Here is a 26,121-nt window from a genome sequence, read left to right as displayed (position 1 = left end):
AAAAAGACAAGTTTCATAGGAAAGGACGGACGACCGTGAACGAACCGGTGTTGTTTTTATTGTTGTTGCTTGCGCTCGGCTTTCTTGCGAAAAACAAGTCGCTTATTGTCGCCGTCGTTGTGCTGTTGGCCATCAAACTTGTCAGCTTGGATCAAAAAGTGCTGCCGATCATTCAGTCCAAAGGGATCAACTGGGGAGTGACGGTCATTACGATCGCCGTGCTCGCTCCCATCGCCTCTGGGGAGATCGGCTTTCGGCAGCTTGTCGGCTCTTTGCAGTCGTTGTCGGCCTGGGTGGCGCTCGCATCTGGCATTTTTGTCGCCTTGATCGCCAAAAATGGAGTAACGCTCCTTGCCCATGACCCGCATATGACAGCGGCGCTTGTGCTCGGAACCATCCTCGCGGTTTCGCTGTTTCATGGGGTGGCGGTTGGTCCATTGATCGGCGCTGGCATTGCCTATACGGTCATCAAAATGGTAGAATATTTTTGATCACCAGGCGGCGTGTGGGATCCTCCGTTTTGAGATGAATGGATTTCTATTTTATTCCTGATCATCATTTCTTTGGCTCTTCACCAAAAGTTGTACTTGATTTTTTCTGAACTCTATTTACGCTTGTAAGGGAAAATCAACAAATCAGTGATTTTTTCAAATCTTTGTGCAGGAAGCTGTATTGCTTGTCAAGTACATGTTGTGGTGAAGAGCCATTTCTTTTGACGTGTGACAGCTGACAAAAGTCTGATAATTGTTTATAATAATAAACGTGAGTGAGTTTTCGGCCAAGCATTGTACAGCTGTTGCGACGGGGCGGTTGCCGCCGGCGTCATGTAAGCACTTTCGCGCGCGCGTTTGTTTTTGCCTCCATTTCGAGCAAGCGCTCATCGGCCATCGGTCGTTATGGCCGGAACTTATGAAGAGAAGGGGAGATTGAACATGACAGTAACCCGTGGGTTAGAGGGAGTTGTGGCCACAACTTCAAGCATCAGTTCGATCATCGATGACACGTTGACGTATGTCGGTTATGACATTGACGATTTAGCCGAAAACGCTTCCTTCGAAGAAGTCGTTTATTTGCTTTGGCATCGCGAACTGCCGACGAAAGAGCAGCTTGAGGAATTAAAGAAACAGTTGGCGGAAAACGCTGAAATTCCAAATGAAATCATTGAACACTTCAAGCTGTATCCGATTGACAAGGTGCATCCGATGGCGGCTTTGCGCACCGCGGTATCGCTTCTCGGCTTGTATGATGAAGAGGCGGATGTGATGACGAAAGAGGCGAATTATCGGAAAGCCATTCGCCTGCAGGCGAAAATCCCGACGATTGTCACCGCCTTCGCCCGCGTGCGCAAAGGGTTGGAACCGGTTGCGCCGCGCAAAGATTTGAGCTTTGCCGCCAATTTCTTGTACATGCTGACCGGCAAAGAACCAGACGACATCGCCACGGAAGCGTTCAACAAGGCGCTCGTGCTGCATGCCGACCACGAGTTGAACGCGTCGACGTTCACGGCGCGCGTCTGCGTAGCCACGCTGTCCGATATGTATTCCGGCATCACGGCGGCGATCGGAGCCTTGAAAGGGCCGCTTCACGGCGGGGCGAACGAAGCGGTGATGAAAATGTTGACGGAAATCGGCACGGTCGACAACGTCGAGCCATACATCCGCAGAAAGCTCGCCAACAAAGAAAAAATTATGGGCTTTGGCCATCGCGTTTACCGAAAAGGCGACCCGCGCGCCAAACATTTGAAAAAAATGTCGGAAAAACTGACGAAGCTCGTCGGCGAGCCGCATTGGTATGAAATGTCGACGAAGATTGAAGAAATCGTCACATCGGAAAAAGCGCTGCCGCCAAACGTTGACTTTTATTCCGCCTCGGTTTACCATTGTTTAGGAATCGATCATGATTTGTTTACGCCGATTTTTGCCGTCAGCCGCACCTCGGGATGGTTGGCTCACATCTTGGAACAATACGACAACAACCGTCTCATCCGTCCGCGCGCTGAGTACACCGGCCCAGGCAAGCGGGCGTACGTGCCGATCGACGAGCGCGGCTAAAACAAGTGGACAAGGCGGTGAAGGCGCGCCTTCACGCCTTTTTATAAAAAAACTGCATTGGGGGTTTTGCTCGTGACGCAAGGAGAAAAAATTACAGTCCAAAATGGTGTGCTCAACGTTCCGAACAACCCGATCATTCCGTTCATCGAGGGGGATGGAACCGGCCCGGACATTTGGGCGGCCGCTTCGCGCGTGCTCGAAGCAGCGGTGGAAAAAGCGTACAAAGGTGAGAAAAAAATCGTTTGGAAGGAAGTGCTCGCTGGTGAAAAAGCGTACAAGCTGACGGGCAGCTGGCTTCCGGATGAAACGCTTGAGACGATCCGCGAATACATAATCGCCATTAAAGGGCCGTTGACGACGCCGGTCGGCGGCGGCATCCGCTCGCTGAACGTCGCGCTCCGCCAAGAGCTCGACCTGTTTGTCTGCTTGCGCCCGGTTCGCTACTTCCCAGGCGTTCCGTCGCCGGTGAAACGCCCGGAAGACACCGATATGGTCATTTTCCGGGAAAACACGGAAGACATCTACGCTGGCATTGAATATGCCAAAGGCACGCCGGAAGTGAAAAAAGTCATCGACTTTTTGCAAAACGAAATGGGCGTGCGCAAAATCCGCTTCCCGGAAACGTCCGGCATCGGCATTAAACCGATTTCCGAACAAGGGACGAAACGGCTTGTGCGCGCGGCGATCAACTACGCGATCGAACACGGCCGCAAGTCGGTGACGCTCGTTCATAAAGGAAACATTATGAAATTCACCGAAGGCGCGTTTAAAAACTGGGGTTATGAACTGGCGGAGGAAGAATTCGCCGACAAAGTGTTCACGTGGGCGCAATACGACCGAATCGTTGAAACGGAAGGCAAGGAAGCGGCGAACAAAGCGCTTGCTGATGCGGAAGCGTCCGGCAAAATCATTATCAAAGATGTCATCGCCGACATCTTCCTGCAACAAATTTTGACGCGTCCGCGCGAATTTGACGTCATCGCGACGATGAACTTAAACGGCGACTACATTTCCGACGCGCTGGCCGCTCAAGTCGGCGGCATCGGCATCGCGCCGGGGGCAAACATCAACTACGAAACCGGCCACGCGATTTTCGAAGCGACGCACGGCACGGCGCCGAAATACGCAGGGCTTGACAAAGTCAACCCATCGTCCGTCATTCTCTCGGGCGTCATGATGTTTGAGCATCTTGGTTGGAACGAAGCAGCGAAATTGATCATCAAAGCGATGGAGAAAACGATCGCTGCGAAAATCGTCACGTATGACTTCGCCCGCCTGATGGAAGGGGCGACGGAAGTGAAATGCTCCGAATTTGCTGATGCGCTCATCCGCAATATGGACTAACCTTTGAAGGAAAGGGATGGCAAACGATGGCGATGAAACGGAAAAAAATCTCGGTGATCGGCGCCGGATTCACGGGGGCGACGACGGCGTTCCTTTTGGCGCAAAAAGAGCTCGGCGACGTCGTGTTGGTCGATATTCCGCAGCTTGAGAACCCAACGAAAGGGAAGGCGCTCGATATGCTCGAGGCAAGCCCGGTGCTCGGCTTTGACGCGAATATCATCGGCACATCGGATTACGCTGACACAGCCGATTCCGACATCGTCGTCATCACAGCAGGCATCGCCCGCAAGCCGGGCATGAGCCGCGACGATTTGGTGACGACGAACCAAAAAATTATGAAGCAAGTGACGAAGGAAGTCGTCAAATACTCGCCGAACTGCTACATCATCGTCTTGACGAACCCGGTCGATGCCATGACATACACGGTGTTTCAAGAGTCCGGGTTTCCGAAAAACCGCGTCATCGGCCAGTCGGGCGTCTTGGATACGGCGCGCTTCCGCACGTTCGTCGCCGAGGAGCTGAACATTTCGGTAAAAGATGTCACTGGGTTTGTTTTAGGCGGCCATGGCGATGACATGGTGCCGCTCGTCCGCTACTCGTACGCCGGCGGCATTCCGCTCGAAAAACTCATTCCGAAAGATCGTTTGGACGCCATCGTTGAGCGGACGCGCAAAGGCGGCGGTGAAATCGTCAACCTGCTCGGCAACGGCAGCGCCTACTACGCACCGGCCGCCTCGCTTGTCGAAATGGTCGAAGCGATTTTGAAAGACCAGCGCCGCATTTTGCCGGCGATCGCCTACCTTGAAGGCGAATACGGCTATGAAGGCATTTATTTGGGCGTGCCGACGATCCTCGGCGGCAACGGCATCGAGAAAGTGATCGAGCTCGAGCTGACCGAAGAGGAAAAAGCGGCGCTCGCCAAATCCGTCGAATCCGTTAAAAATGTCATGCGCATGCTGGAATAGCGGCGAGGCAAAAATTCGGGTATTGCCCCGGATTTTTGCCCACAGTCAATGAAAGCGCTTTCTAGACAACGAAGGGGTGGGAACATGTTGAAAAAACGAAAGCTCGGGAGACGGATCGGGGAAATTCAAGCGGGGGAAAAGCTCGTGTTCCAAGCCGCCATCGAAGACAAAGACTTGCTTCTTTATCTTGGGCTGACGGATGATGCCAATCCGCTCTATATCCAGCATGATTATGCTTCACAGACGCCGTTTGGAAAACCGGTCGTGCCGCCGGTCATGTTGACGGGGATGATCACGTCCGCGGTCTCCAAATATTTGCCAGGCCCGGGCAGCTACATTACGCGGCAGGATCTTCGCTTTCTCCGCCCCGTTTATCATTATGAAACGCTCGAATTTTTGCTCGAAGTCGCCGATGTCGATGAGGCGGGCCATTGCGTGACGTTGTCCGTCATGGCGACGCGCGGTGCGGAAACGGTGCTTGACGGAACGCTGTCTGTCTGCCCGCCGCATACGTTGCCGCGCCTAGACGGGCGGGTGCTCGAGAACTTTTGACCTCATGTTGAAAGCAGCCCCCCACTTCGAAACAAAGGGGGAGTTTTATGCCGCTTTCCGCCAAAGGAAGCCAACCAAACGCGAGAGGCAGTTTTCCGCGGGCAACCTGTCCGCAGGAAAACCGCCCTTTTTTCTTTTTTTGTCCGAATCATGGCGTCAATTGTGGTATCATAAAGGCAGAAACCATTGGACGGGATGGAGGAGCGGCATGGGACGAAAAATTTTAGTTGTCGATGACGAACAGCCGATTGTGACTCTGTTGTCGTACAATTTGGAGAAAGCCGGATTTCACGTCGTGACCGCTCACGATGGCGAAGAGGCGCTCGTGAAAGTAGCGTCCGAGCAGCCGGCGCTCATTATTTTGGACTTGATGCTGCCGAAGCTTGACGGCGTTGATGTGTGCAAGCGGCTTCGCCAGCAGCAAATCATGACGCCGATTTTAATGTTGACGGCTCGCGATGATGAATTTGACAAAGTGCTTGGTCTTGAGCTTGGCGCCGACGACTATATGACAAAGCCGTTCAGCCCGCGCGAAGTCATTGCCCGCGTCAAGGCGATTTTGCGCCGCACGGAGATCGTTCAGCCGGCGGCTGAATCGAGCGAGCGGCTTGTTGTTGGCGAGCTGGAAATTTTTCCGGAACGCTATGAAGCAACGATCGGCGGCAAGCCGCTTGAGCTGACGCCGAAAGAGTTTGAGTTGCTCCTTTATTTGGCTCGCCATAAAGGGCGGGTGTTGACGCGCGACCAGCTGCTCAGCGCCGTGTGGAACTACGAGTTTGCCGGCGATACACGCATTGTCGACGTCCATATCAGCCACTTGCGCGAGAAGATCGAAACCGATACGAAAAAACCGATGTACATTAAAACGGTGCGCGGCCTTGGCTACAAATTGGAGGAACCGAAGCGGCATGAATAGCTTCCGCACCCGCCTTTTGTTTTGGCTCGTGACGCTCATCGCCACGGTGTTGATCGCCCTCGGGCTTTTGCTCGGGCAATTGCTGAAAGATTTTTACGCCGAGACGATGAACAAACGGATGGAAAAAGAGGCCCAAGCGCTTGCGATTTTGCTTGAAAATGAACCGCTCGAGCAAATCCGCGCCGATTTGCAGGAAATGGGGAATGAGCTGTCGTCCCGCATCACCGTGCTCGATAAAGAAGAACGGGTGCGGTTTGACAGCGGTCGCGTCGCAGCGATCAGCGACAAAGACCATGAGCGCATCGTCCGCGCGATTTTGCGCAAAAAGCAGTTTCCCCGTTTTTCCGTGATTGAAAAAACAAACGACGTCTATTACTACATCGTCCCGTACGAGCGCGGTGAGCGGAGCGGGTACGTCGTGTTAAGCACACCGACGAGCTCACTCCAAAAAGTAAACGAGCAAATTTGGGGCGTGCTCACGAGCAGCCTCGGGATGGCGCTCGTTGTCATCATCGCTCTCGTCTGGAAAATCGCCAATCAATATATGAAGCCGATTGAAGAAGCGACGAAAGTGGCGTTTGAGCTGGAAAAAGGCAATTACGCCGCCCGTGTGCCCGATGGTGAATATAACGAGGCCGGGATGCTTGTGCGCTCGATCAACCGGCTGGCCCGCCATTTGCAGGAGATGAGCAGGGCGCGGGAAATTCAGACCGATCGGCTTCACACGCTCATTGAAAACGTCGGCAGCGGCCTGTTGTTTATTGACCACCGCGGACATATTTCTCTCATCAATCGGGCGTTCCAGACTCAGTTTCATCTCGATCCGTCGGATTGTTTACACCGTCCGTACGCCGATGTGCTGCCGCATGGCGACATCGTCCGGTTTATCGATGATATTTTCATCACCGAAACGACGATGCGCCGGCATATGCGGCTGACGATTGGCATCGAGCGGAAACATTTCGATGTATACGGGGCTCCCATCATTGGCACGAACGCCGAATGGAAAGGGATTGTCGTCGTGTTTCACGACATTACGGAGCTGAAGCGTCTTGAGCAAATCCGCAAAGACTTTGTCGCCAACGTTTCGCACGAATTGAAAACGCCGGTGACGTCCATCAAAGGATTCGCCGAAACGCTATTGGATGGCGCCATGAAGGATGAAGCGGCGCTCGAACATTTTTTGACCATCATCTTAAAAGAAAGCGAACGGCTGCAAACGCTCGTTGAGGAACTGTTGGACTTGTCGAAAATCGAGCAGCACGGATTTCAGCTGCAACTCGAAGACGTGGATATCGCTCAAGTCATCGCCGAAGCGGCTGCTGTGTTTCGCCAAAAAGCGGCGGAAAAACAAATTGATTTGCATATCGAATCGCCATCCGGGCTTGTCATCCGCGGTGACAGAAATCGGATGAAGCAAATTTTGCTGAACTTGCTCGCCAACGCCATCACGTATACGCCGGAGCACGGACGGGTCGCTGTCGAGGCGGAAGAGACGGAGAAAGAAGTGCTGATCCATGTGAAAGACACCGGAATCGGCATTGAGGAAAAGGAAATCCCGCGCATTTTTGAGCGTTTTTACCGCGTCGACAAGGCGCGCAGCCGCGATTCCGGCGGAACGGGGTTGGGCCTTTCGATTGTGAAACATTTGGTTGAGGCTCACCATGGATATATTACCGTAGCGAGCAAAGTGGGGCGCGGCACCGTGTTCACGATCCATTTTCCAAAGCCGGGACGGTAGCCGGCTTCTTTTGATCATCTCCAACTGAGAAGCCTCCCATTTTTCAGCGTGAGCGTAAGCAGGGGATGAATCGGCGCCTCCCATCATGGTGGGAGAGCGTTCAAGGCAAGCCGCAGGCATGGTACAATAGGACAAGGAAGCATCCGAGGAGGGATGAGATTGAAAAAAAAGCTTGTTTTAATCGACGGCAGCAGCGTGGCGTACCGCGCCTTTTTTGCCTTGCCGCTTTTGCATAACGACAAAGGCATCCATACGAACGCCGTCTACGGGTTTACGATGATGTTGAATAAAATTTTGGCGGAAGAAGAGCCAACTCATATGCTTGTCGCGTTTGACGCCGGGAAAACGACGTTCCGGCATGAAGCGTTTCAAGAGTATAAAGGTGGGCGCCAGCAGACGCCACCGGAGCTGTCGGAGCAGTTTCCGCTGTTGCGCGAGCTGCTGAGGGCATATCGCATCCCCGCCTATGAACTCGAGAACTACGAAGCGGACGATATTATCGGAACGCTTGCCGCCCGCGCTGAGCAGGAAGGGTTTGAGGTGAAAGTCATTTCCGGCGACCGCGATCTGACCCAGCTCGCCTCCCCCCATGTGACGGTGGACATTACGAAAAAAGGGATTACCGATATCGAACCATACACGCCGCAGACGGTCCGCGAAAAATACGGCTTAACTCCGGAACAAATCGTTGATTTGAAAGGATTGATGGGCGACAAATCGGACAACATCCCCGGAGTGCCGGGCATCGGGGAAAAGACGGCGGTCAAGCTGCTCAGGCAATTCGGCACGGTCGAAAATGTGCTTGCCTCCATTGACGAGATCAAAGGCGAAAAGTTGAAAGAAACGCTGCGCCAACACCGGGAGATGGCGCTGTTAAGCAAAAAGCTCGCCGCCATTCGCCGCGACGCCCCGGTCGAGCTCTCGCTTGATGACATCGTCTATCAAGGGGAAGACCGGGAGAAAGTGGTCGCTTTATTTAAAGAGCTTGGGTTTCAATCGTTTTTAGAGAAAATGGAATCGCCGTCATCAGAAGAGGAAAAACCGCTTGCCAAGATGGCATTTACGCTTGCTGACCGCGTGACGGAGGAGATGCTTGCCGACAAGGCGGCGCTTGTCGTTGAAGTGGTCGAGGAAAATTATCATGATGCGCCGATCGTCGGCATCGCTGTGGTCAACGAACATGGACGGTTTTTCCTGCGCCCGGAGACGGCGCTTGCCGATCCGCAGTTTGTCGCCTGGCTTGGTGATGAAACGAAGAAAAAAAGCATGTTTGACTCAAAGCGCGCGGCAGTCGCCTTGAAATGGAAAGGAATTGAGCTATGCGGCGTTTCCTTTGATTTATTGCTGGCCGCCTATTTGCTTGATCCGGCGCAAGGTGTTGATGATGTAGCTGCCGCAGCCAAAATGAAGCAATACGAAGCGGTGCGCCCGGATGAAGCGGTGTATGGCAAAGGGGCGAAGCGGGCCGTGCCGGATGAGCCAGTGCTCGCCGAGCATCTCGTCCGCAAGGCGGCGGCGATTTGGGAGCTCGAACGGCCGTTTTTGGATGAGCTGCGCCGCAACGAACAAGATCGGTTGCTCGTCGAGCTCGAGCAGCCGTTGTCTTCGATTTTGGCGGAAATGGAATTTGCCGGAGTGAAAGTGGATACGAAGCGGCTCGAACAGATGGGCAAAGAGCTCGCCGAGCAGCTCGGCACGGTCGAGCAGCGCATTTATGAGCTCGCCGGCCAAGAATTCAACATCAATTCACCGAAACAGCTCGGCGTCATTTTATTTGAAAAACTGCAGCTGCCCGTCTTGAAAAAAACGAAAACCGGCTACTCCACTTCGGCGGATGTGCTTGAAAAACTTGCGCCTTATCACGAGATCGTGGAAAACATTTTGCATTACCGCCAGCTTGGCAAGTTGCAGTCGACGTATATTGAAGGATTGCTGAAAGTCGTGCGACCCGATACAAAGAAGGTGCATACGATTTTCAATCAGGCGTTGACGCAAACCGGACGGCTCAGCTCGACGGAGCCGAACTTGCAAAACATTCCGATTCGGCTTGAGGAAGGACGGAAAATCCGCCAAGCGTTCGTGCCGTCGGAGTCTGATTGGCTCATTTTCGCCGCCGACTACTCACAAATTGAGTTGCGCGTCCTCGCCCATATTGCGGAAGATGACAATTTAATGGAAGCGTTCCGCCGCGATTTGGATATCCATACGAAAACAGCGATGGACATTTTCCAAGTGAGCGAGGACGAAGTGACGCCCAACATGCGCCGTCAGGCGAAGGCGGTCAACTTTGGGATCGTTTACGGGATCAGTGATTACGGCTTGGCGCAAAACTTAAATATTTCGCGCAAAGAGGCGGCTGAATTCATCGAGCGCTACTTCGAAAGCTTCCCTGGCGTGAAGCGGTATATGGAAAACATTGTGCAAGAAGCAAAACAGAAAGGGTATGTGACGACGCTGCTGCATCGGCGCCGCTATTTGCCGGATATCACGAGCCGCAACTTCAACGTCCGCAGCTTTGCTGAACGGATGGCGATGAACACGCCGATTCAAGGGAGCGCCGCTGACATTATTAAAAAGGCGATGATCGATCTGAACGCCAGACTGAAGGAAGAGCGGCTGCAAGCGCGCCTTTTGCTGCAGGTGCATGACGAGCTCATTTTGGAGGCGCCGAAAGAAGAGATGGAGCGGCTGTGCCGGCTCGTTCCGGAAGTGATGGAGCAAGCGGTCACACTTCGCGTGCCGCTCAAAGTCGATTACCATTATGGCTCGACGTGGTATGACGCGAAATAAAGAGAAGTCTTGGTGTGGAGCGCCGGCATCCCTAAGAAGGCCTGTGATGGAATGAAAAAGCAGTTTCACAACGACTCTTCTCCAGTTGGGAAGCCTTGAACATCGAGCCGTCCTTCTCAACCAACATGACCGATTTTGTGAAAATCAGCGTTTCTCACCGGCCTTTTAGGCAGAATCTTTCGGTGCGACGATTCTCGGCTGCAACTCGATGAATGGGAGCGAAACAGCTGCCGCCCCATGGAGAATCTTTCTCTCGGCGGATGAACCGGCGTCAATGTGAAAGCGTCGGCAGGAACGATGCAGGAAAACGGAGGAAAGGGGGGATCGCCATGCCGGAATTGCCGGAGGTGGAAACGATCCGTCGTACGCTTTTGCCGCTTATTGTCGGAAAAACGATTGAGGATGTGCGCATCTTTTGGCCGAACATCATCCGCCATCCGCGAGACCCCGAGGCGTTTGCGGCAAGAATGATCGGACAGACGGTGCGTGGTTTGGAACGGAGAGGGAAATTTTTGAAATTCCTGCTCGACCGCGATGCACTCATTTCCCATTTGCGCATGGAAGGGCGCTACGCCGTTGCTTCTGCCCTCGAGCCGCTCGAACCGCATACGCACGTCGTGTTTTGCTTCACGGACGGCAGCGAACTCCGTTACCGCGACGTGCGCAAGTTCGGAACGATGCACGTTTATGCCAAAGAAGAAGCTGACCGTCGGCCGCCGCTTGCTGAGCTTGGGCCGGAGCCGCTTTCCCCGGCGTTTTCCCCAGCTGTATTGGCGGAGCGGGCGGTGAAAACGAAACGGTCGGTCAAAGCGTTGCTCCTTGATCAGACGGTCGTGGCTGGGTTTGGCAATATTTATGTCGACGAATCGCTGTTTCGCGCCGGCATTCTTCCCGGCCGGCCGGCCGCCTCTCTCTCCAGCAAAGAGATCGAGCGCCTGCATGAGGAAATGGTGGCGACGATCGGCGAGGCGGTCATGAAAGGGGGAAGCACGGTACGCACGTACGTGAACACGCAAGGGGAAGCGGGTGCGTTTCAGCATAGCTTGTTCGTCTACGGACGCAAAGGAGAGCCATGCAAACGATGCGGCACGCCGATTGAAAAAACGGTCGTCGCCGGCCGCGGCACGCATTATTGCCCGCGCTGCCAGCGCTAGGCGGCGTGTAAAAAGGAGAGGGGTTCCATGACGTTGACGATCGGATTGACCGGCGGGATCGCCAGCGGCAAAAGCACGGTGAGCGCGATGATGCGCGAGCTCGGCCTTCCGGTCATTGATGCTGACGAAGCGGCGCGCGCCGTCGTCCGACCGGGGGAAGACGCCTACCGTCAGATTGTCGCCGCCTTCGGTCCGGGCATTTTGCAGACAAATGGAGAGATCGATCGGGCGAAACTCGGGGCGATCGTGTTCAACGACGAAGAAGAACGGAAAAAGCTAAACGCCATCGTTCACCCGGCGGTGCGTCAGAAAATGCTCGCGGAGAAAGAAGCGCTCGTCCGTTCCGGGGCGAAAACGGTCGTATTGGACATTCCGCTTTTATTTGAAAGCGGATTGACATCCTGGGTCGATAAAGTACTTGTCGTGTATGTTGACGATGACATCCAGCTTCGCCGGCTGATGGAGCGGAACGGGTTCACTGAGGAAGAAGCGCGCGCCCGCATTTGCGCTCAATGGCCGCTGGCGGAAAAAATGAAGCGGGCCGACGCGGTCATCAACAATAACGGAACGAGGGAAGAGACACGCCGTCAGCTGTTGGCTATTTTGAAACAATGGGACGCCTTGGAAAAATAGGAGTCTTTTTTGTTCGCTTTCAGTCATTTTGTTCTCCACATTCCCTAAAAATATGATATACTATTTATACAAATATAAGAAAATAGTATAACATATATGAGAGGAGAACAAAGTGAATGAAGGCGAAAGTGGCGATTAACGGTTTCGGACGAATCGGACGGATGGTGTTCCGGCGCGCCATCAATTCCCCTGATCTCGACATTGTGGCGGTGAACGCCAGCTATCCGCCGGAAACGTTAGCCCATTTAGTGAAATATGACTCAAACCACGGCAAATTTGACGGTGAGGTCATCGCCTTGGAAGACGGCCTGCTCGTCAACGGCAAAAAAGTGAGGCTGTTAAACTCGCGCGACCCGAAACAGCTGCCGTGGAAAGAGCTTGATATCGATATTGTGATTGAAGCGACCGGAAAATTCAACGATCGTGAAAAGGCGAGCCTTCACCTTGAGGCAGGGGCGAAGCGCGTCATTTTAACCGCCCCGGGCAAAAATGAAGATGTGACGATCGTTGTTGGCGTCAACGAGCATATGCTTGACATCGACCGCCATTTCATCATTTCGAACGCCTCGTGTACGACAAACTGTTTGGCTCCGGTCGTCAAAGTGCTCGATGAAGCGTTTGGGATTGAAAACGGCCTGATGACGACGGTTCACGCGTATACGAACGACCAAAAAAACATCGACAACCCGCATAAAGATTTGCGCCGCGCCCGCTCATGCGCGCAGTCGATCATCCCGACGACAACGGGAGCGGCGAAAGCGCTTGGCCTAGTGCTGCCGCATTTAAAAGGGAAGCTTCATGGCATGGCGCTCCGCGTCCCGACGCCGAACGTCTCGCTCGTCGACTTGGTCGTCGACTTGAAGCGCGATGTGACGGTTGATGAGGTGAACGAGGCGCTGATCCGCGCTGCCAACGGCCCATTGAAAGGCATCTTGGATTTCACGATGGAGCCGCTTGTCTCGATCGATTTCAATACGAATCCGCATTCTGCGATTATCGACGGCCTGTCGACGATGGTGATGGAAGGGCGAAAAGTGAAAGTGCTCGCTTGGTATGACAATGAATGGGGCTATTCGTGCCGCGTCGTTGATTTAGCCCATCTTGTCGCGGCCAAAATGAATGAGCGTCTCAGCGTCAATGCGTAACAGCGGTTCGATGTGAAGCGCGCCGCCTGCGCTATGGCTTTTGCGATCCGCACAAACGGATCGGGCCACGGTGCGGGCGTGGGCGCTTTTTCTCTTTTTTATGCAAAAAAATTAAAAAAGCCTGTTGCAAAAACCCCCTAAACAAAGTATACTATGTCTCGTGAACTTCTTAACGGCAAGGGTAATGTGACTACTTAAAGGGTTAGGACCTCTTAGGACTAACTTTCCCCCGTGGTAGTTATACATGCCATTTTGCAACTCACCTTCTGTTTTTTTATTTGTTTGAGAAAATTGGTTAAAGGGGGATTCTTTTCATGGACACGATGGGTCGTCACGTTATCTCGGAACTTTGGGGATGCGACTTTGACAAACTGAATGATATTGATTTTATTGAAAAAACGTTCGTTGACGCCGCGTTAAAGTCGGGAGCGGAGATTCGCGAAGTGGCGTTCCATAAATTCGCTCCGCAAGGCGTAAGCGGGGTCGTCATTATTTCGGAATCGCATTTGACGATTCACACGTTTCCCGAACACGGCTATGCGAGCATTGATGTGTATACATGCGGCCATTTAGACCCGACGATTGCCGCCGATTACATTGCCGAAATGCTGGGCGCGCAAACGCGGGAAACGATCGAACTTCCGCGCGGCATGCGCCCAATCGAAGTGAAAAAGGCGCAGGCGCTGTAATTGGATCATGATAAACCGAAAGGAGCGTAAGCGAAACGCTCCTTTTTTTGCGCCCTCGGCGGTACAACAGCGGCGAAAATCATGGTATGATGGAAGAAAAAGAATGACTAGGGAGACGTGGCAATGAGCATGTGGAAAACACTCAAATACGCCTTCACAAACCATTGTGAAACGCGGGAAAATCATGAAGATGAAGAGCTAAGAAGCCATTATTACAAAGCGACGAACCGCGCTGTGATCGATGCGGTCAAGGAGCTGCTCTCGTCGCTGCCTGGCGCCGAGCTCGTTTCTGTTTCCGAAGAGCGCGGCGAAATTTGTGCACAAACAAGGCGCGGCAAAAAGTTGTTTATCGTCGCTACCGTCATTTCCGTGCGGCCGTTTGAAACGGCGGTCGACTTTTCCGCGACGACGGAGACGAAGCTATTGCCGTTTGATTTTGGGCATAGCCGGGCGGTCATTCTCGATTTGTATCGGAAGCTCGACGCCCGCCTGCCCTATATCGGTTCCGGACTGAACAGCTAACTATATCTTGTCTGCTTTCGTCCATTCCGGTATGATAGAAAATAAGAAGATCAACGGAGTGGATGTTATGCGATGTCCTTCATGCCATCATCAAGGCACGCGCGTGCTTGACTCGCGCCCGGTTGAAGAGGGTCGTTCGATCCGCCGCCGGCGGGAGTGCGAACAGTGCCATTATCGGTTTACGACGTTTGAGCGGATCGAGGAGCCGCCGCTGATTGTTGTGAAAAAAGAGGGGACGCGCGAAGAATTTAGCCGGGAGAAAATTTTGCGCGGCTTGATCAAAGCGTGCGAGAAGCGGCCGGTGGCGCTCGAGGAGCTTGAAAAAGTGACGCAGGAAATTGAGCGCGAACTGCGCAATCAAGGCGTCTCGGAAGTGAAAAGCGAAACGATCGGCGAAATGGTGATGGAGCGCCTGTCACACATCGATGAGGTCGCCTATGTCCGCTTCGCTTCCGTCTATCGGCAGTTTAAAGATATTAATGTGTTCATTGAAGAACTGAAAGAGCTGATCAAAAAAGGGCAACGGTAAAAAGGGCTTTGGCGTTAGGCGGCAAGCCCTTTTTTTCAACGTCTTTTCGGCAGGAAAGGGGAGAGCCGGTTTGAAACGAATACGGCGAAATGGAAGGTCGGAGCGATGCAACACCATTGGAAAGAGCTGATTGCTGTCGACCGTTATACCGTGCAAAGCCGTGGGGTGTTGCAAGAGGTGGACCGTAAAGTGCTGACGCTGCTTTACCAGCCGCTCATCGGCTGCCGGGCGTTGGCGCTTTATATGACGCTTTGGGGGGAGCTTGAGCTGCTTGACGGCCAGGAAGCGACCCATCATCGGCTTATGGCGCTCATGCAGTGCGGACTGCCGGACATTTACAGCGAACGGTTGAAACTCGAAGGAATCGGGCTGCTCGACACATACGTCCACGCTAAAGAGGCGGATGAACCGAAGCTGTTTCTTTATGAGCTGCGCCCGCCGTTGGCGCCAGACCAGTTTTTCCGCGACGAGATGTTGAGCGTTTTTTTGCACCGGCAAGTCGGCCGCCACTTGTTTATCCAGCTGAGCAACTTTTTTGCCCGTCCGTCCATTGATGAAACGAAATTCACCCAGGTGACGCGGTCGTTTTCCGACGTGTTTTCGGCCGTGCCCGCTGAACAAATCGTCGCCGGCCTCAGCGAAGAAGCCGGGCCCGAGCTGCTTGAAGGGAAGGATCACATCAGGCGGGATGAGGCGTCGTATGTGCTTGATGATGATGTATTCGACTTTGAGCTGTTTTTTGCCGGCCTGTCCAAGCAGCTTGTGCCGCGCCGAGCGGTGACAGCGAAAGTGAAGGAAGCGATTAAAAAGCTGGCGTTTTTATACGGCATTCCGCCGCTTGAGATGCAAAAACTGGTCCTTGGCGTCATCGATCCGGCCTATCATATCGATATTGACGCGTTGCGCCGGGCGGCGCGCGAATGGTATGAGCTCGAACATGGCGGTGTCGAGCCGCGCCTCGTCGAACGAGTGCAGCCGCTCGCCTACCGGACGATGGAAAACATCGAACCGCGCACAAAAGAGGAGCAACTAATGAAACAGCTGGAAACAATTTCCCCGCGCCAGCTGCTGAAAGAGATTTCAGGCGGCGCTGAGCCGTCGCTGGCTGATTTGCAGCTGATCGAAGATGTGATGTTTAAGCAACAGCTGCTCCCCGGGGTTGTCAACGTGCTCATTTATTATGTCATGCTCCGGACGAATATGAAGCTGTCGAAAAAATATGTAGAAAAAATCGCCAGCCATTGGGCGCGCAAAAAGGTGAAAACCGTGAAGGAAGCCATGGAGCTGGCGAAAGAAGAGGCGAAAACATACCAAAACTGGGCGAACGAAAAGGAAAAAGGGACGCGGACGGTGCGCAAAGTCGTGCGCACGGAAATCGTCCCGGACTGGCTGAACATGGATTACAGCCAGCCGGATGATGATGATTTTGACGTCGAACAGGCGCGCAAAGAGCTTGAGGAACGGCTGAAAAAATACCGTGATGAATCATAGAGGGAAAAGCCATGGAACGAGTAAACCACCTGTTGCAGCGGTTGCTTGGCAATCAACGGTTTAAACAACGCTACGAACAAATGAAACGCTACATTTTGGAGCATCCGGACGTGCAGCCGTTTTTGCGGGCGCACGAACGGCAATTGTCGGCCGATGCGGTTGACCGCAGCTTGATGAAGCTGTATGAGTTCATCGAGCAGCACGGGAATTGCCGCCAATGTCCGGGCCTTGAGCGATGCAACAACATGCTGCCGGGGTACCATCCAAATTTGGTGGTCAACGGTGGAAGGATCGACGTTGAGTACGACCGCTGCCCAAAAAAAGTGCAGCATGACGAGCGAAAACGGCAAGAGTCGCTCATTCAAAGCATGTTCATGCCGCGCGAAATCTTGCGTGCTTCGCTCTCTGACGTCGATCTCAATGACGATGGGCGGATCAAAGCGATCCGATTTGCCGAGCGGTTTGTGGCGGAATACGAGCCAGGGAAAAAAATGAAAGGCTTGTATTTGCACGGATCGTTTGGGGTGGGCAAAACGTATTTGCTCGCCGCGATCGCCAACGAGCTGGCGAAGCGAAACGTTTCGTCGCTGATCGTCTACGTGCCCGAGCTGTTTCGTGAGATGAAACATTCGCTTCAAGACCAGACGATGAACGAAAAGCTTGATTATATCAAAAAAGTGCCGGTGCTGATGCTCGATGATCTTGGGGCGGAGGCGATGTCAAGCTGGGTGCGCGATGATGTGTTTGGCCCGATCTTGCAATACCGGATGTTTGAAAACTTGCCGACGTTTTTCACGTCGAACTTTGATATGCAGCAGCTCGCCCATCATTTGACGTATTCGCAGCGCGGCGAAGAAGAGAAGGTGAAGGCGGCGCGCATTATGGAGCGAATCCGCTATTTGGCCTATCCGATTGAAATCACTGGACCGAACCGCCGCGAGCAAAATATATAAAGGCGATTTGAAACGTTGCCGTTTGCACAGGCATGTTGATTAACCCATAAAAACTAGTTGAGCAGGTTCTGTTTCTAGCTTTTCTGCCGTAGTCGGCAAGCGGTTCGTTTGCCGACTGGGGCTGACCCAAAAGGGTAATTTCCCTTAAACAAAACACAACATATTGTTTCTTAATTTAATTGTTTTATGCCTGTATACGGTAATAAGAAAGGGTGTCCCGATCCTTTTGGGGCACCCTCTCCTCGAACAATGAACGCCGCTAAGCTTTGTGGTTTTTTAGTCTAAACAGCCCGTTGTCCCCATATATATAAACCAAGCATGCCTTTCGGGCTAAAGGGGGGACAGCGGGTGATCGAAATCCATTTTGACGAGGCAAGCGAGGCGGAAAAATTGGTTGGGCTGCTAGATCACCGGCAACCGGATGACGGTCCGCTGTTTCATGCCGCTTATGACGGGAACAAAACCGTGGCGGTTTACATACAGGGCGAGGAGAAGCGTGTGCTTGAGGAGCATATCATCCCAGCGATGACGGCGTTTATGCAGGAGGTGATGGAAGACCGGCTGCTGCTATCCATCATTGCCAATGTTTTTTATTTCCGCGACGTCGAAGAACAGCAGCAAATTTTGGCCCTCGCTCATTCATTTTTGGACGGCGAGCGGCGCGATTACCGGAAAAGCGCGGCGTTTGCCGCCTCGCGCACCGTGATGTTGCGCGACGCTTTTGCCTCCTTTTTGCGCGACGGCTTGTCATTTTCGTTTTCTTCGTTCGTTACGTTCCGGTTAAAGCCGTATATGGAGCGCCTCCAACATTATGTCGAGCTGGCGATTGATGAATACAAGCTGGAGCAGGAGTATCAAAATTTTGTGCAAATGCTGCGCGACTGCCTGGCTGGCCGGACGCCGCAATGGCCGCGCCTGTATTTGGTGCACGATCCGCCGCACTTCGTATTTTACGACAGCGAGCGGCGGGAGCTGTCGGCGGCGGAAGTGAGACAGTTGATCGACCGCCATCTCGTCTTCAGCCAGCCGATGTATATTGATGCATCGGTGCTCGCTCCGCTTGTCTCGCTCGCTCCGGCGGAAATTGAGCTGTACACCGATCATCCGGATGACGGCATGGTGCAGACACTGCAAAACGTGTTTCAAGAACGGCTGATCGTCTGCCGCCGCGCCGATTTTTCCCGCTTGTTTGCCGCCAACGCTGGAAATGGGGGAGAAGCTTGATTTTTCCTGCTGTTTTCGCTATAATGACGTCATGAATATGGATGAATACAAGCGATGACGAGGACATGGGCGCATTTTTACGGTTTCCAGAGAGGGAAGGCAGCGGCTGGAACCTTCCTAACACGAAAAATGCGCTTACCCCCTCAGAGCTGCGGCAGCGAACGCAACGCCCAGTAGTTGCCGCCGGTGGACGACCGTTATTCTTGTTGAGCCATGGCATGGCGAGGCGTTGCCATGGGAAGAAGGGTGGAACCACGATGAAAACTCGTCCCTTTAGGAGGGAGGAGTTTTTTTATTTTTCCATTTTCATCATCATGACAAAGGAGTGATTGCCAATGCCAGACGTCATTCGCATCACGTTCCCAGATGGGGCGGAAAAGGAGTTTCCGAAGGGGACGACGACGGAAGACATCGCTGCCTCGATCAGCCCGGGGCTGAAGAAAAAAGCGATCGCCGGCAAACTGAACGGCCGGTTCGTTGATTTGCGCACGCCGCTTCACGAAGATGGCGAGCTTGTCATCATTACCCAAGACATGCCGGAGGCGCTTGACATTTTGCGCCATAGCACCGCCCACTTAATGGCGCAGGCGATCAAGCGGCTGTATGGCAACGTCAAGCTCGGCGTCGGTCCGGTCATTGAAAACGGCTTTTACTATGATATCGACATGGAGCGTAAGCTGACGCCAGACGACCTCCCGAAAATCGAAGCGGAAATGCGCAAGATTGTCAAAGAAAATTTGGACATCGTCCGCAAAGAAGTGAGCCGCGAAGAAGCCATCCGGCTGTATGAAGAAATCGGCGATGAGTTGAAGCTCGAGTTGATCGCCGATATTCCGGAAGGCGAGCCGATTTCGATTTATGAGCAAGGCGAGTTTTTCGACCTTTGCCGCGGCGTGCACGTGCCGTCGACTGGAAAAATCAAAGAGTTCAAGCTGCTCAGCATCTCGGGGGCCTACTGGCGCGGCGACAGCAACAACAAAATGCTGCAGCGCATCTACGGCACGGCCTTTTTCAAAAAGGAAGACTTGGATCGTTATTTGCGCCTGCTTGAAGAAGCGAAAGAGCGCGATCACCGCAAATTAGGCAAAGAGCTTGAGCTGTTTACGACATCGCAACAAGTCGGACAAGGCTTGCCGCTATGGCTGCCGAAAGGAGCGACGATCCGCCGCATTATCGAACGGTACATCGTCGACAAAGAAGTGGCGCTCGGATACGATCATGTCTACACACCGGTGCTCGGCAGCGTCGAGCTGTACAAGACATCGGGCCATTGGGACCATTACAAAGAAAACATGTTCCCGCCGATGGAGATGGACAACGAAGAACTTGTGCTTCGTCCGATGAACTGCCCGCACCATATGATGATTTACAAAAGCAAGCTGCACAGCTACCGCGAGCTGCCGATCCGCATCGCCGAGCTCGGCACGATGCACCGCTATGAAATGTCTGGAGCGCTTACCGGCCTGCAGCGCGTCCGCGGCATGACGCTCAACGACGCCCACATTTTCGTGCGCCCGGACCAAATCAAAGACGAGTTCAAGCGCGTCGTCAACTTGATTTTGGAAGTCTATAAGGATTTCGGCATTGAGGAATACTCGTTCCGCTTGTCTTACCGCGATCCGCATGACAAAGAAAAATATTACGATGACGATGAAATGTGGGAAAAAGCCCAACGCATGCTGCGGGAAGCCATGGACGAGCTCGGCCTCGACTACTACGAAGCGGAAGGGGAAGCGGCGTTTTACGGGCCGAAGCTCGATGTGCAAGTGCGCACGGCGCTTGGCAAAGACGAGACGCTCTCGACGGTGCAGCTTGACTTCCTGTTGCCCGAGCGCTTTGATTTGACGTACATTGGCGAGGATGGGAAGCCGCATCGTCCGGTCGTCATCCATCGCGGCGTCGTCTCGACGATGGAGCGGTTTGTCGCGTTCCTCATCGAGGAGTATAAAGGTGCGTTTCCGACATGGCTCGCCCCGGTTCAAGTCAAAGTGATCCCCGTGTCGCCGGAGGCGCACCTCGATTACGCGTATGACGTGCAGCGGACGTTGAAAGAACGCGGCTTCCGCGTCGAAGTCGACGAGCGCGACGAAAAAATCGGCTATAAAATCCGCGAAGCGCAAATGCAAAAAATCCCGTACATGCTCGTTGTCGGCGATAAAGAAGTGTCTGAGCGAGCGGTCAACGTCCGCCGCTATGGCGAAAAAGAAAGCCAGACGATGGGGCTTGACGAGTTTATGGCCTTGCTCGCTGACGATGTGCGGGAAAAACGGACAAGATTAGGGAAAGCGCAATAAACCGTTGACAGGCGACATAAACGTTCAAGCGCCACAAGGAAGCAACGGTGGCGATGGCCCATGTCATGGGCGGTTTTTCAAAGAAATGGCGGCGTGAACAAGATTTTCTCTTGCCAATTGAATGTTGATCCGCTATAATAAAGGGCGTTGTGTTTATCAAGATCCGCTCCTTGACATGCCATCGCCAAGGTGGTATAGTGTATAAAGTGGAATGATGGCTTGTTTGTAACAAAAGCAGAAGCACCCCGCTTCTCACCTGACCGACGCCAAGACGGCTGTTGGCAGGTTGTTACGGTTCGTCAATGCGAGTGTAAGGACGTACTGCGCGGGTGCTTTGTGCATCTGCGCTTTTTTTTGGCTGGAAGTGGGGCTCTGCTGGCAAACAAGCCAGTCGGAAAAAACCTTGGAGGTGGCTCATTATTAGCAAAGATTTTATTATCAACGAACAAATTCGTGCCCGTGAAGTGCGCTTGATCGACCAAAACGGCGAACAGCTTGGCATCAAGTCGAAGCAGGAGGCGCTTGAGATTGCGGCAAGACGCAACTTGGATCTTGTGCTTGTCGCGCCGAACGCCAAACCGCCCGTTTGCCGCATCATGGACTACGGCAAATTCCGCTTCGAGCAGCAGAAGAAAGAGAAAGAAGCGCGCAAAAAACAAAAAGTGATCAACGTCAAAGAGGTGCGCCTCAGCCCGACGATCGAGGAGCATGACTTCAACACGAAGCTGCGCAATGCGCGCAAGTTTTTGGAAAAAGGCGATAAAGTGAAGGCGACGATCCGCTTTAAAGGTCGGGCGATCACCCATAAAGAAATTGGGCAGCGCGTCCTTGACCGCTTCTCGGAAGCGTGCGCCGACATTGCCGTTGTCGAAACGGCGCCGAAAATGGACGGGCGCAACATGTTTTTAGTGCTCGCACCGAAAAACGACAACAAGTAAGGAGGAACCTGCGATGCCAAAAATGAAAACTCACCGCGGCTCGGCGAAACGGTTCAAAAAAACGGCCAGCGGCAAATTAAAACGCGGCCACGCGTACACGAGCCACTTGTTTGCCAATAAAACGAAAAAACAAAAGCGTCATCTCCGCAAAGCGACGCTTGTCTCGCCTGGCGATTTCAAACGCATCCGCCAAATGCTTGACAACTTGAAATAACGACCGACTATAGGAGGGAACGATTATGCCACGCGTAAAAGGTGGACCAGTGACGCGCAGACGTCGCAAAAAAGTGTTAAAACTCGCAAAAGGCTATTTCGGCGCGAAACACGCATTATATAGAGTCGCGAACCAACAAGTGATGAAATCGCTCATGTATGCGTATCGCGACCGCCGTCAACGGAAGCGCGACTTCCGCAAACTGTGGATTGTCCGCATCAACGCAGCGGCTCGCCAAAATGGCTTGTCCTACAGCCGTTTGATGCACGGCTTGAAGCTGGCCGGCGTGGAAGTGAACCGGAAAATGCTCGCCGACTTGGCGGTGAACGACCAAGCGGCATTTGCTCAACTCGCCGATTTGGCGAAAGCGAACTTGAATAAGTAACCATGACGGCCATCCTAACAAAGGGTGGCCGTTTTTTTTTCGGCAACGAAATGGGGGGCTTGAAAGCCGATCAGCGCTGCTGTTTTTCTGTCAAGGAAAGGGATGGATATGGTACAATACGGAATAGCGATCAATCTTCTTGCCTTTTTTATGATGGGGCTCGACAAACAAAAAGCGAAACGCCGCCGCTTTCGCATCGCCGAGCGGACGCTTTGGCTGCTGGCGTTTGCGGGCGGGGCCATCGGTGCGGCAGCTGGAATGTACACGTTTCGCCATAAAACGCGCCATCGGGCTTTTGGCTATGGCTTGCCGCTGTTGGCAGCGGTGGAGCTGTTTCTCTATTGGCGATGGATGAGGTAGAAAGGGGAGGAGAGAGTCAACTACTCCCACTTAGCTAACGCTTGAAGTGGGGGCTTGCAACTCCCCAGAAGTGCAAACGGACTTCGTCCTCCTTCCTTGACTTGGGGTTGCATCAGGGGGCAGGTTGACGACTACCCAACGACGCAGGTCATGCCTGCATCGTTACCGATTCTCTCGGTGTGTCTGTTGGCAGTACTTGGCTTCCACACACAACAGACGGACCTACGCTCGATGTTTTACGGTTACAACGTTTCCTGTAACCAACTCCATACATCGAGTAGCAGTTATTGGAGTGCCTTTATTGAACGGTTTTCTCCACGCCTTTATTATATCATACACAAAAGAAAGGGGGAACGCGCATTCCTCTCCCACTTACTCCCTTTGGTCGTTGAAGTGGGAGTCTCCTGCGCGAAATAGGATGAATTGGCCTTTGCTTTACGATATGCAGCGCATGTTGGATGAGCGGATTGAAACAGAGCACGGCCTTATGCATGAGGACTTGTTCAATCGGAAAATGCTTGCGTTTCTCGTCGAACTTGGGGAGCTGGCCAATGAGACGCGCTGTTTTAAATTTTGGAGCGTGAAACCGTCGGCGCCGGCGGAACGGGTGCTGGAGGAATATGTCGACGGTTTGCATTTTTTGCTGTCGCTCGGGCTGGATTGCGGGCTGTTTTATGAAAGCCGGGAGCTTCCGGCTGTCGAGCGGCCGCTTGTTGAGCAGTTTTTGGCCATCTTTCGCGCCGCCGAGCGGTTCGGGGAGACGAGAGCGCGAGGGGAATATGATGCGCTGTTTGCGGAGTATTGGCGGCTTGGCGTGGCGCTCGGTTTTTCTTCCGACGACATCGAGGCGGCGTATCGGCGGAAAAATGAAGTGAACCACAAGCGGCAAAACGAGCGCTACTGATCTTTTTTCGGGTGGCGAATGATTCATTTTGCCAATCGTCAGCCTTTTCAAGTATAATAAAAAAGTGGACAAAACCGGAAAGGGGTGCCAAGATGGCGAAGTTGGACGAAACGTTGACGATGCTGAAAGCGCTGACCGATGCGAAAGGCGTCCCGGGCAATGAGCGGGAAGCGCGCGATGTGATGAAGACATACATAGCTCCGTATGCGGATGAAGTGACAACGGATGGCCTCGGCAGCTTGATCGCCAAAAAAGAAGGGAAATCGGGCGGGCCGAAAGTGATGATCGCCGGCCATTTGGATGAAGTCGGCTTTATGGTGACGCAAATCGACGACAAAGGATTCATCCGCTTCCAAACGCTTGGCGGATGGTGGAGCCAAGTAATGCTCGCCCAGCGCGTGACGATCGTGACGAAAAAAGGCGACATCACCGGCGTCATCGGTTCGAAGCCGCCGCACATTCTGCCGCCGGAGGCGCGCAAAAAACCGGTGGAAATCAAAGATATGTTCATCGACATCGGCGCGACAAGCCGCGAGGAAGCGATGGAGTGGGGCGTCCGCCCGGGCGATATGATCGTGCCGTATTTTGAATTTACGGTATTGAACAATGAAAAAATGCTGCTCGCGAAAGCATGGGACAACCGGATCGGCTGTGCGGTCGCCATCGATGTGCTCAAGCAGCTGAAAGGCGTCGACCATCCAAACACGGTATACGGCGTCGGCACGGTGCAGGAAGAAGTCGGCTTGCGCGGCGCGCGCACGGCCGCCCAATTCATTCAGCCGGATATCGCCTTTGCGGTGGATGTCGGCATTGCCGGCGATACACCGGGCGTGTCGGAAAAAGAAGCGATGGGCAAACTCGGCGCCGGCCCGCACATCGTCCTGTACGACGCGACGATGGTGTCGCACCGCGGCTTGCGCGAATTCGTCATCGAAGTGGCGGAAGAGCTGAACATTCCGTACCATTTTGATGCCATGCCGGGCGGCGGTACGGATGCGGGAGCGATTCATTTAACGGGCAGCGGCGTTCCGTCGCTCACGATCGCCATCCCGACGCGCTACATCCACTCGCACGCCGCCATTTTGCATCGCGACGACTACGAGAACACGGTCAAGCTGCTTGTCGAAGTGATCAAACGGCTTGACGCCGACAAAGTGAAACAACTGACGTTTGACGAATAAAAACACCGGCCAATTCGGCCGGTGTTCGTCATTGTTTAACCGCCTGCTCGAGCGTGGTGAGCATCATGTCTTTTTGCTGTTCATTGGCGTGCGTCCAAATGGCTTCAAAGAGGACGCCGAGGCCGGGCAAATATTTTTCCTCGCCACGCTGGATCGCGTCCTCGATTGTATTCTCGAGCTGTTCTTTCGAGTTGTTGGCGACGTTGTGCATAATGGCTTTCCGCAAGTTCAAATCCATTTGTCTCACCTCATTGGCCGTATTGTACACCGTTATCGTTTGCCAATGGCGGCGGATTTATACATGGAGCGGCTCTCGTATATGGTATAATAGAGGAAAAACTAGACCGAAATGAGTGATGGCGACGATGGACGAGAAACCGCTCTATGGATTGGAACGAACGGTATTTCGCCAACTGCTCCATCTATTTTCCCGTTATGCTGATGTCATTGAAAAAGTCATTTTGTTCGGCTCAAGAGCACGAGGCGATTACAAGGAAGGATCGGATATCGATTTGGCGATCCAATTTCGAAAACCGGGAGGCCCGCTGTACCTCCTGCAATCGGACTTGGATGAACTTCCGATCATTTATCCGATCGATGTTGTTGATTACAATCAAATTCACAACGAACAGCTAAAAATGAATATTGACCAAGAAGGAAAGACGATTTTTCAAACGAACGAGCACGGGAAGGTGATGGTCACCATGAGCCGGCTGATGGATCGATTTTACGATTTCGAACGGGCGCTCTCCAAACTCCGGCAAAGTGCCGCAAGAGACGCTCAAACGGATGACCTTGTTGTTGATGCGACCATTCAACGCTTTGAATTCACGTACGAACTAGCATGGAAATGGATGAAACTTTATTTGGAGCATCAGGGATACGCTGAAGTGACGAGTCCGAGGAAAACGATTCGCGAGGCGTTTCGGGAAGGGTTGATTCAAGACGGAGAGACATGGCTTCGCATGCTCGAAGACCGCAACCGGACGTCCCATACGTATGACGAAGAAACGGCGATGGACATTTACGAACGCATCCGTACACACTATATCCCGCTGTTTGACCGTTTGCTTGACGAAATGAAACGACAGCTTGACTCAGTGACATGAGCGGCCGGCGTGCGGAACGGAACGAGCCTGGCTTTGT

Annotated in this window: 26 protein-coding genes and 2 other annotated features; of the genes, 25 read left to right on the top strand and 1 reads right to left on the bottom strand. The window is 53.2% G+C overall.

The features are described 5' to 3' along the window. Positions 1–35: 35 nt before the first annotated feature. The 24 genes from QWV57_RS13995 (at position 36) to QWV57_RS13880 (ending at position 24,975) form a co-directional block, all read left to right on the top strand. On the top strand, positions 36–491 hold the full coding sequence (locus QWV57_RS13995; protein ID WP_015375587.1) for a DUF441 domain-containing protein: 456 nt from the start codon (positions 36–38) through the stop codon (positions 489–491). 441 nt (positions 492–932) lie between these two features. Then, positions 933–2,051 carry a citrate synthase gene (citZ, locus tag QWV57_RS13990; RefSeq protein ID WP_015375586.1) on the top strand — a complete coding sequence of 373 codons (1,119 nt, stop codon included), beginning with the start codon at positions 933–935 and terminating at the stop codon, positions 2,049–2,051. Between the two features lie 72 nt (positions 2,052–2,123). Then, entirely contained in the window at positions 2,124–3,395 is a 1,272-nt protein-coding gene (gene icd / locus QWV57_RS13985) for an NADP-dependent isocitrate dehydrogenase (RefSeq protein ID WP_011232209.1), read from the top strand. Between the two features lie 26 nt (positions 3,396–3,421). Next, positions 3,422–4,360: a malate dehydrogenase gene (gene mdh / locus QWV57_RS13980; protein WP_011232208.1), complete on the top strand. Its 939-nt coding sequence runs from the start codon at positions 3,422–3,424 to the stop codon at positions 4,358–4,360. Between the two features lie 84 nt (positions 4,361–4,444). After that, entirely contained in the window at positions 4,445–4,912 is a 468-nt protein-coding gene (locus QWV57_RS13975; protein WP_011232207.1) for a MaoC/PaaZ C-terminal domain-containing protein, read from the top strand. Positions 4,913–5,120: 208 nt separating this feature from the next. Next, the gene (locus tag QWV57_RS13970; RefSeq protein WP_011232206.1) at positions 5,121–5,828 is read left to right on the top strand and encodes a response regulator transcription factor; all 708 of its coding nucleotides are present in this window, start codon (positions 5,121–5,123) and stop codon (positions 5,826–5,828) included. Further along, entirely contained in the window at positions 5,821–7,569 is a 1,749-nt protein-coding gene (pnpS, locus tag QWV57_RS13965) for a two-component system histidine kinase PnpS (RefSeq protein ID WP_011232205.1), read from the top strand. Before QWV57_RS13970 ends, pnpS begins: the two co-directional genes overlap by 8 nt. 153 nt (positions 7,570–7,722) lie before the next feature. Further along, positions 7,723–10,359, top strand: coding sequence for a DNA polymerase I (gene polA / locus QWV57_RS13960; protein WP_020754976.1), 2,637 nt, complete (start codon positions 7,723–7,725; stop codon positions 10,357–10,359). 329 nt (positions 10,360–10,688) lie between these two features. Then, positions 10,689–11,513 (top strand): DNA-formamidopyrimidine glycosylase, encoded by an 825-nt coding sequence (gene mutM / locus QWV57_RS13955; RefSeq protein ID WP_011232202.1) that lies wholly within the window; start codon positions 10,689–10,691, stop codon positions 11,511–11,513. Positions 11,514–11,540: 27 nt separating this feature from the next. Next, positions 11,541–12,146, top strand: a complete 606-nt coding sequence (gene coaE / locus QWV57_RS13950; RefSeq protein ID WP_020754978.1) for a dephospho-CoA kinase — start codon at positions 11,541–11,543, stop codon at positions 12,144–12,146. Positions 12,147–12,262: 116 nt separating this feature from the next. Next, a complete protein-coding gene (locus QWV57_RS13945) occupies positions 12,263–13,291 on the top strand; it encodes a glyceraldehyde-3-phosphate dehydrogenase (RefSeq protein ID WP_011232200.1) in 1,029 nt (342 codons plus the stop codon). A gap of 314 nt (positions 13,292–13,605) precedes the next feature. Then, on the top strand, positions 13,606–13,980 hold the full coding sequence (gene speD / locus QWV57_RS13940) for an adenosylmethionine decarboxylase (protein WP_011232199.1): 375 nt from the start codon (positions 13,606–13,608) through the stop codon (positions 13,978–13,980). Between the two features lie 123 nt (positions 13,981–14,103). Next, positions 14,104–14,502: an aminotransferase class IV gene (locus QWV57_RS13935; protein ID WP_011232198.1), complete on the top strand. Its 399-nt coding sequence runs from the start codon at positions 14,104–14,106 to the stop codon at positions 14,500–14,502. Positions 14,503–14,569: 67 nt separating this feature from the next. Next, positions 14,570–15,031, top strand: coding sequence for a transcriptional regulator NrdR (nrdR, locus tag QWV57_RS13930; protein WP_013144522.1), 462 nt, complete (start codon positions 14,570–14,572; stop codon positions 15,029–15,031). A gap of 105 nt (positions 15,032–15,136) precedes the next feature. Continuing rightward, the gene (locus QWV57_RS13925) at positions 15,137–16,522 is read left to right on the top strand and encodes a replication initiation and membrane attachment family protein (RefSeq protein WP_011232196.1); all 1,386 of its coding nucleotides are present in this window, start codon (positions 15,137–15,139) and stop codon (positions 16,520–16,522) included. Positions 16,523–16,533: 11 nt separating this feature from the next. Next, positions 16,534–17,475 (top strand): primosomal protein DnaI, encoded by a 942-nt coding sequence (gene dnaI, locus QWV57_RS13920; RefSeq protein WP_013144524.1) that lies wholly within the window; start codon positions 16,534–16,536, stop codon positions 17,473–17,475. Positions 17,476–17,823: 348 nt separating this feature from the next. Further along, the gene (ytxC, locus tag QWV57_RS13915; RefSeq protein WP_011232194.1) at positions 17,824–18,699 is read left to right on the top strand and encodes a putative sporulation protein YtxC; all 876 of its coding nucleotides are present in this window, start codon (positions 17,824–17,826) and stop codon (positions 18,697–18,699) included. A gap of 45 nt (positions 18,700–18,744) precedes the next feature. Further along, positions 18,745–18,975, top strand: a binding site (T-box leader). A 59-nt stretch (positions 18,976–19,034) separates the two neighbouring features. Beyond that, on the top strand, positions 19,035–20,993 hold the full coding sequence (thrS, locus tag QWV57_RS13910; RefSeq protein ID WP_301099967.1) for a threonine--tRNA ligase: 1,959 nt from the start codon (positions 19,035–19,037) through the stop codon (positions 20,991–20,993). 226 nt (positions 20,994–21,219) lie between these two features. Then, positions 21,220–21,353, top strand: a sequence feature (ribosomal protein L20 leader region). A gap of 56 nt (positions 21,354–21,409) precedes the next feature. Continuing rightward, positions 21,410–21,931 (top strand): translation initiation factor IF-3, encoded by a 522-nt coding sequence (infC, locus tag QWV57_RS13905; RefSeq protein ID WP_074044349.1) that lies wholly within the window; start codon positions 21,410–21,412, stop codon positions 21,929–21,931. Between the two features lie 13 nt (positions 21,932–21,944). Then, positions 21,945–22,145, top strand: a complete 201-nt coding sequence (gene rpmI, locus QWV57_RS13900; RefSeq protein WP_011232191.1) for a 50S ribosomal protein L35 — start codon at positions 21,945–21,947, stop codon at positions 22,143–22,145. 25 nt (positions 22,146–22,170) lie between these two features. Further along, positions 22,171–22,530 carry a 50S ribosomal protein L20 gene (rplT, locus tag QWV57_RS13895; RefSeq protein ID WP_011232190.1) on the top strand — a complete coding sequence of 120 codons (360 nt, stop codon included), beginning with the start codon at positions 22,171–22,173 and terminating at the stop codon, positions 22,528–22,530. Between the two features lie 108 nt (positions 22,531–22,638). Continuing rightward, the gene (locus QWV57_RS13890; protein WP_041470570.1) at positions 22,639–22,890 is read left to right on the top strand and encodes a DUF1294 domain-containing protein; all 252 of its coding nucleotides are present in this window, start codon (positions 22,639–22,641) and stop codon (positions 22,888–22,890) included. A 418-nt stretch (positions 22,891–23,308) separates the two neighbouring features. Continuing rightward, a complete protein-coding gene (locus QWV57_RS13885) occupies positions 23,309–23,794 on the top strand; it encodes a dUTP diphosphatase (RefSeq protein ID WP_025039320.1) in 486 nt (161 codons plus the stop codon). Positions 23,795–23,886: 92 nt separating this feature from the next. Beyond that, positions 23,887–24,975, top strand: a complete 1,089-nt coding sequence (locus QWV57_RS13880) for a M42 family metallopeptidase (protein WP_015375580.1) — start codon at positions 23,887–23,889, stop codon at positions 24,973–24,975. Between the two features lie 28 nt (positions 24,976–25,003). On the opposite strand, the gene sspI is transcribed toward QWV57_RS13880, so the two are convergent. Further along, positions 25,004–25,213 (bottom strand): small acid-soluble spore protein SspI, encoded by a 210-nt coding sequence (sspI, locus tag QWV57_RS13875; RefSeq protein ID WP_015375579.1) that lies wholly within the window; start codon positions 25,211–25,213, stop codon positions 25,004–25,006. A 127-nt stretch (positions 25,214–25,340) separates the two neighbouring features. On the opposite strand from sspI, the gene QWV57_RS13870 reads away from it, so the two are divergent. Continuing rightward, positions 25,341–26,084 carry an HI0074 family nucleotidyltransferase substrate-binding subunit gene (locus tag QWV57_RS13870; RefSeq protein WP_015375578.1) on the top strand — a complete coding sequence of 248 codons (744 nt, stop codon included), beginning with the start codon at positions 25,341–25,343 and terminating at the stop codon, positions 26,082–26,084. Positions 26,085–26,121: the final 37 nt, after the last annotated feature.

It is taken from the genome of Geobacillus zalihae, assembly GCF_030414215.1.
Classification (GTDB): Bacteria; Bacillota; Bacilli; order Bacillales; family Anoxybacillaceae; genus Geobacillus; species Geobacillus zalihae.
The sequence above is the reverse complement of the archived record's forward strand: the minus strand, read 5'-3'. Positions and strand labels throughout refer to the sequence as shown.

Coding starts and splice junctions, on each gene's coding strand:
- QWV57_RS13945 (WP_011232200.1), top strand. CDS start 12,263: ATGAAGGCGAAAGTGGCGATTAACGGTTTCGGACGAATCGGACGGATG.
- nrdR (WP_013144522.1), top strand. CDS start 14,570: ATGCGATGTCCTTCATGCCATCATCAAGGCACGCGCGTGCTTGACTCG.
- QWV57_RS13935 (WP_011232198.1), top strand. CDS start 14,104: ATGAGCATGTGGAAAACACTCAAATACGCCTTCACAAACCATTGTGAA.
- rplT (WP_011232190.1), top strand. CDS start 22,171: ATGCCACGCGTAAAAGGTGGACCAGTGACGCGCAGACGTCGCAAAAAA.
- coaE (WP_020754978.1), top strand. CDS start 11,541: ATGACGTTGACGATCGGATTGACCGGCGGGATCGCCAGCGGCAAAAGC.
- pnpS (WP_011232205.1), top strand. CDS start 5,821: ATGAATAGCTTCCGCACCCGCCTTTTGTTTTGGCTCGTGACGCTCATC.
- QWV57_RS13880 (WP_015375580.1), top strand. CDS start 23,887: ATGGCGAAGTTGGACGAAACGTTGACGATGCTGAAAGCGCTGACCGAT.
- QWV57_RS13970 (WP_011232206.1), top strand. CDS start 5,121: ATGGGACGAAAAATTTTAGTTGTCGATGACGAACAGCCGATTGTGACT.
- QWV57_RS13870 (WP_015375578.1), top strand. CDS start 25,341: ATGGACGAGAAACCGCTCTATGGATTGGAACGAACGGTATTTCGCCAA.
- citZ (WP_015375586.1), top strand. CDS start 933: ATGACAGTAACCCGTGGGTTAGAGGGAGTTGTGGCCACAACTTCAAGC.
- dnaI (WP_013144524.1), top strand. CDS start 16,534: ATGGAACGAGTAAACCACCTGTTGCAGCGGTTGCTTGGCAATCAACGG.
- QWV57_RS13885 (WP_025039320.1), top strand. CDS start 23,309: ATGAATTGGCCTTTGCTTTACGATATGCAGCGCATGTTGGATGAGCGG.
- mutM (WP_011232202.1), top strand. CDS start 10,689: ATGCCGGAATTGCCGGAGGTGGAAACGATCCGTCGTACGCTTTTGCCG.
- QWV57_RS13975 (WP_011232207.1), top strand. CDS start 4,445: ATGTTGAAAAAACGAAAGCTCGGGAGACGGATCGGGGAAATTCAAGCG.
- rpmI (WP_011232191.1), top strand. CDS start 21,945: ATGCCAAAAATGAAAACTCACCGCGGCTCGGCGAAACGGTTCAAAAAA.
- speD (WP_011232199.1), top strand. CDS start 13,606: ATGGACACGATGGGTCGTCACGTTATCTCGGAACTTTGGGGATGCGAC.
- mdh (WP_011232208.1), top strand. CDS start 3,422: ATGGCGATGAAACGGAAAAAAATCTCGGTGATCGGCGCCGGATTCACG.
- sspI (WP_015375579.1), bottom strand. CDS start 25,213: ATGGATTTGAACTTGCGGAAAGCCATTATGCACAACGTCGCCAACAAC.
- polA (WP_020754976.1), top strand. CDS start 7,723: ATGAGATTGAAAAAAAAGCTTGTTTTAATCGACGGCAGCAGCGTGGCG.
- thrS (WP_301099967.1), top strand. CDS start 19,035: ATGCCAGACGTCATTCGCATCACGTTCCCAGATGGGGCGGAAAAGGAG.
- QWV57_RS13890 (WP_041470570.1), top strand. CDS start 22,639: ATGGTACAATACGGAATAGCGATCAATCTTCTTGCCTTTTTTATGATG.
- QWV57_RS13925 (WP_011232196.1), top strand. CDS start 15,137: ATGCAACACCATTGGAAAGAGCTGATTGCTGTCGACCGTTATACCGTG.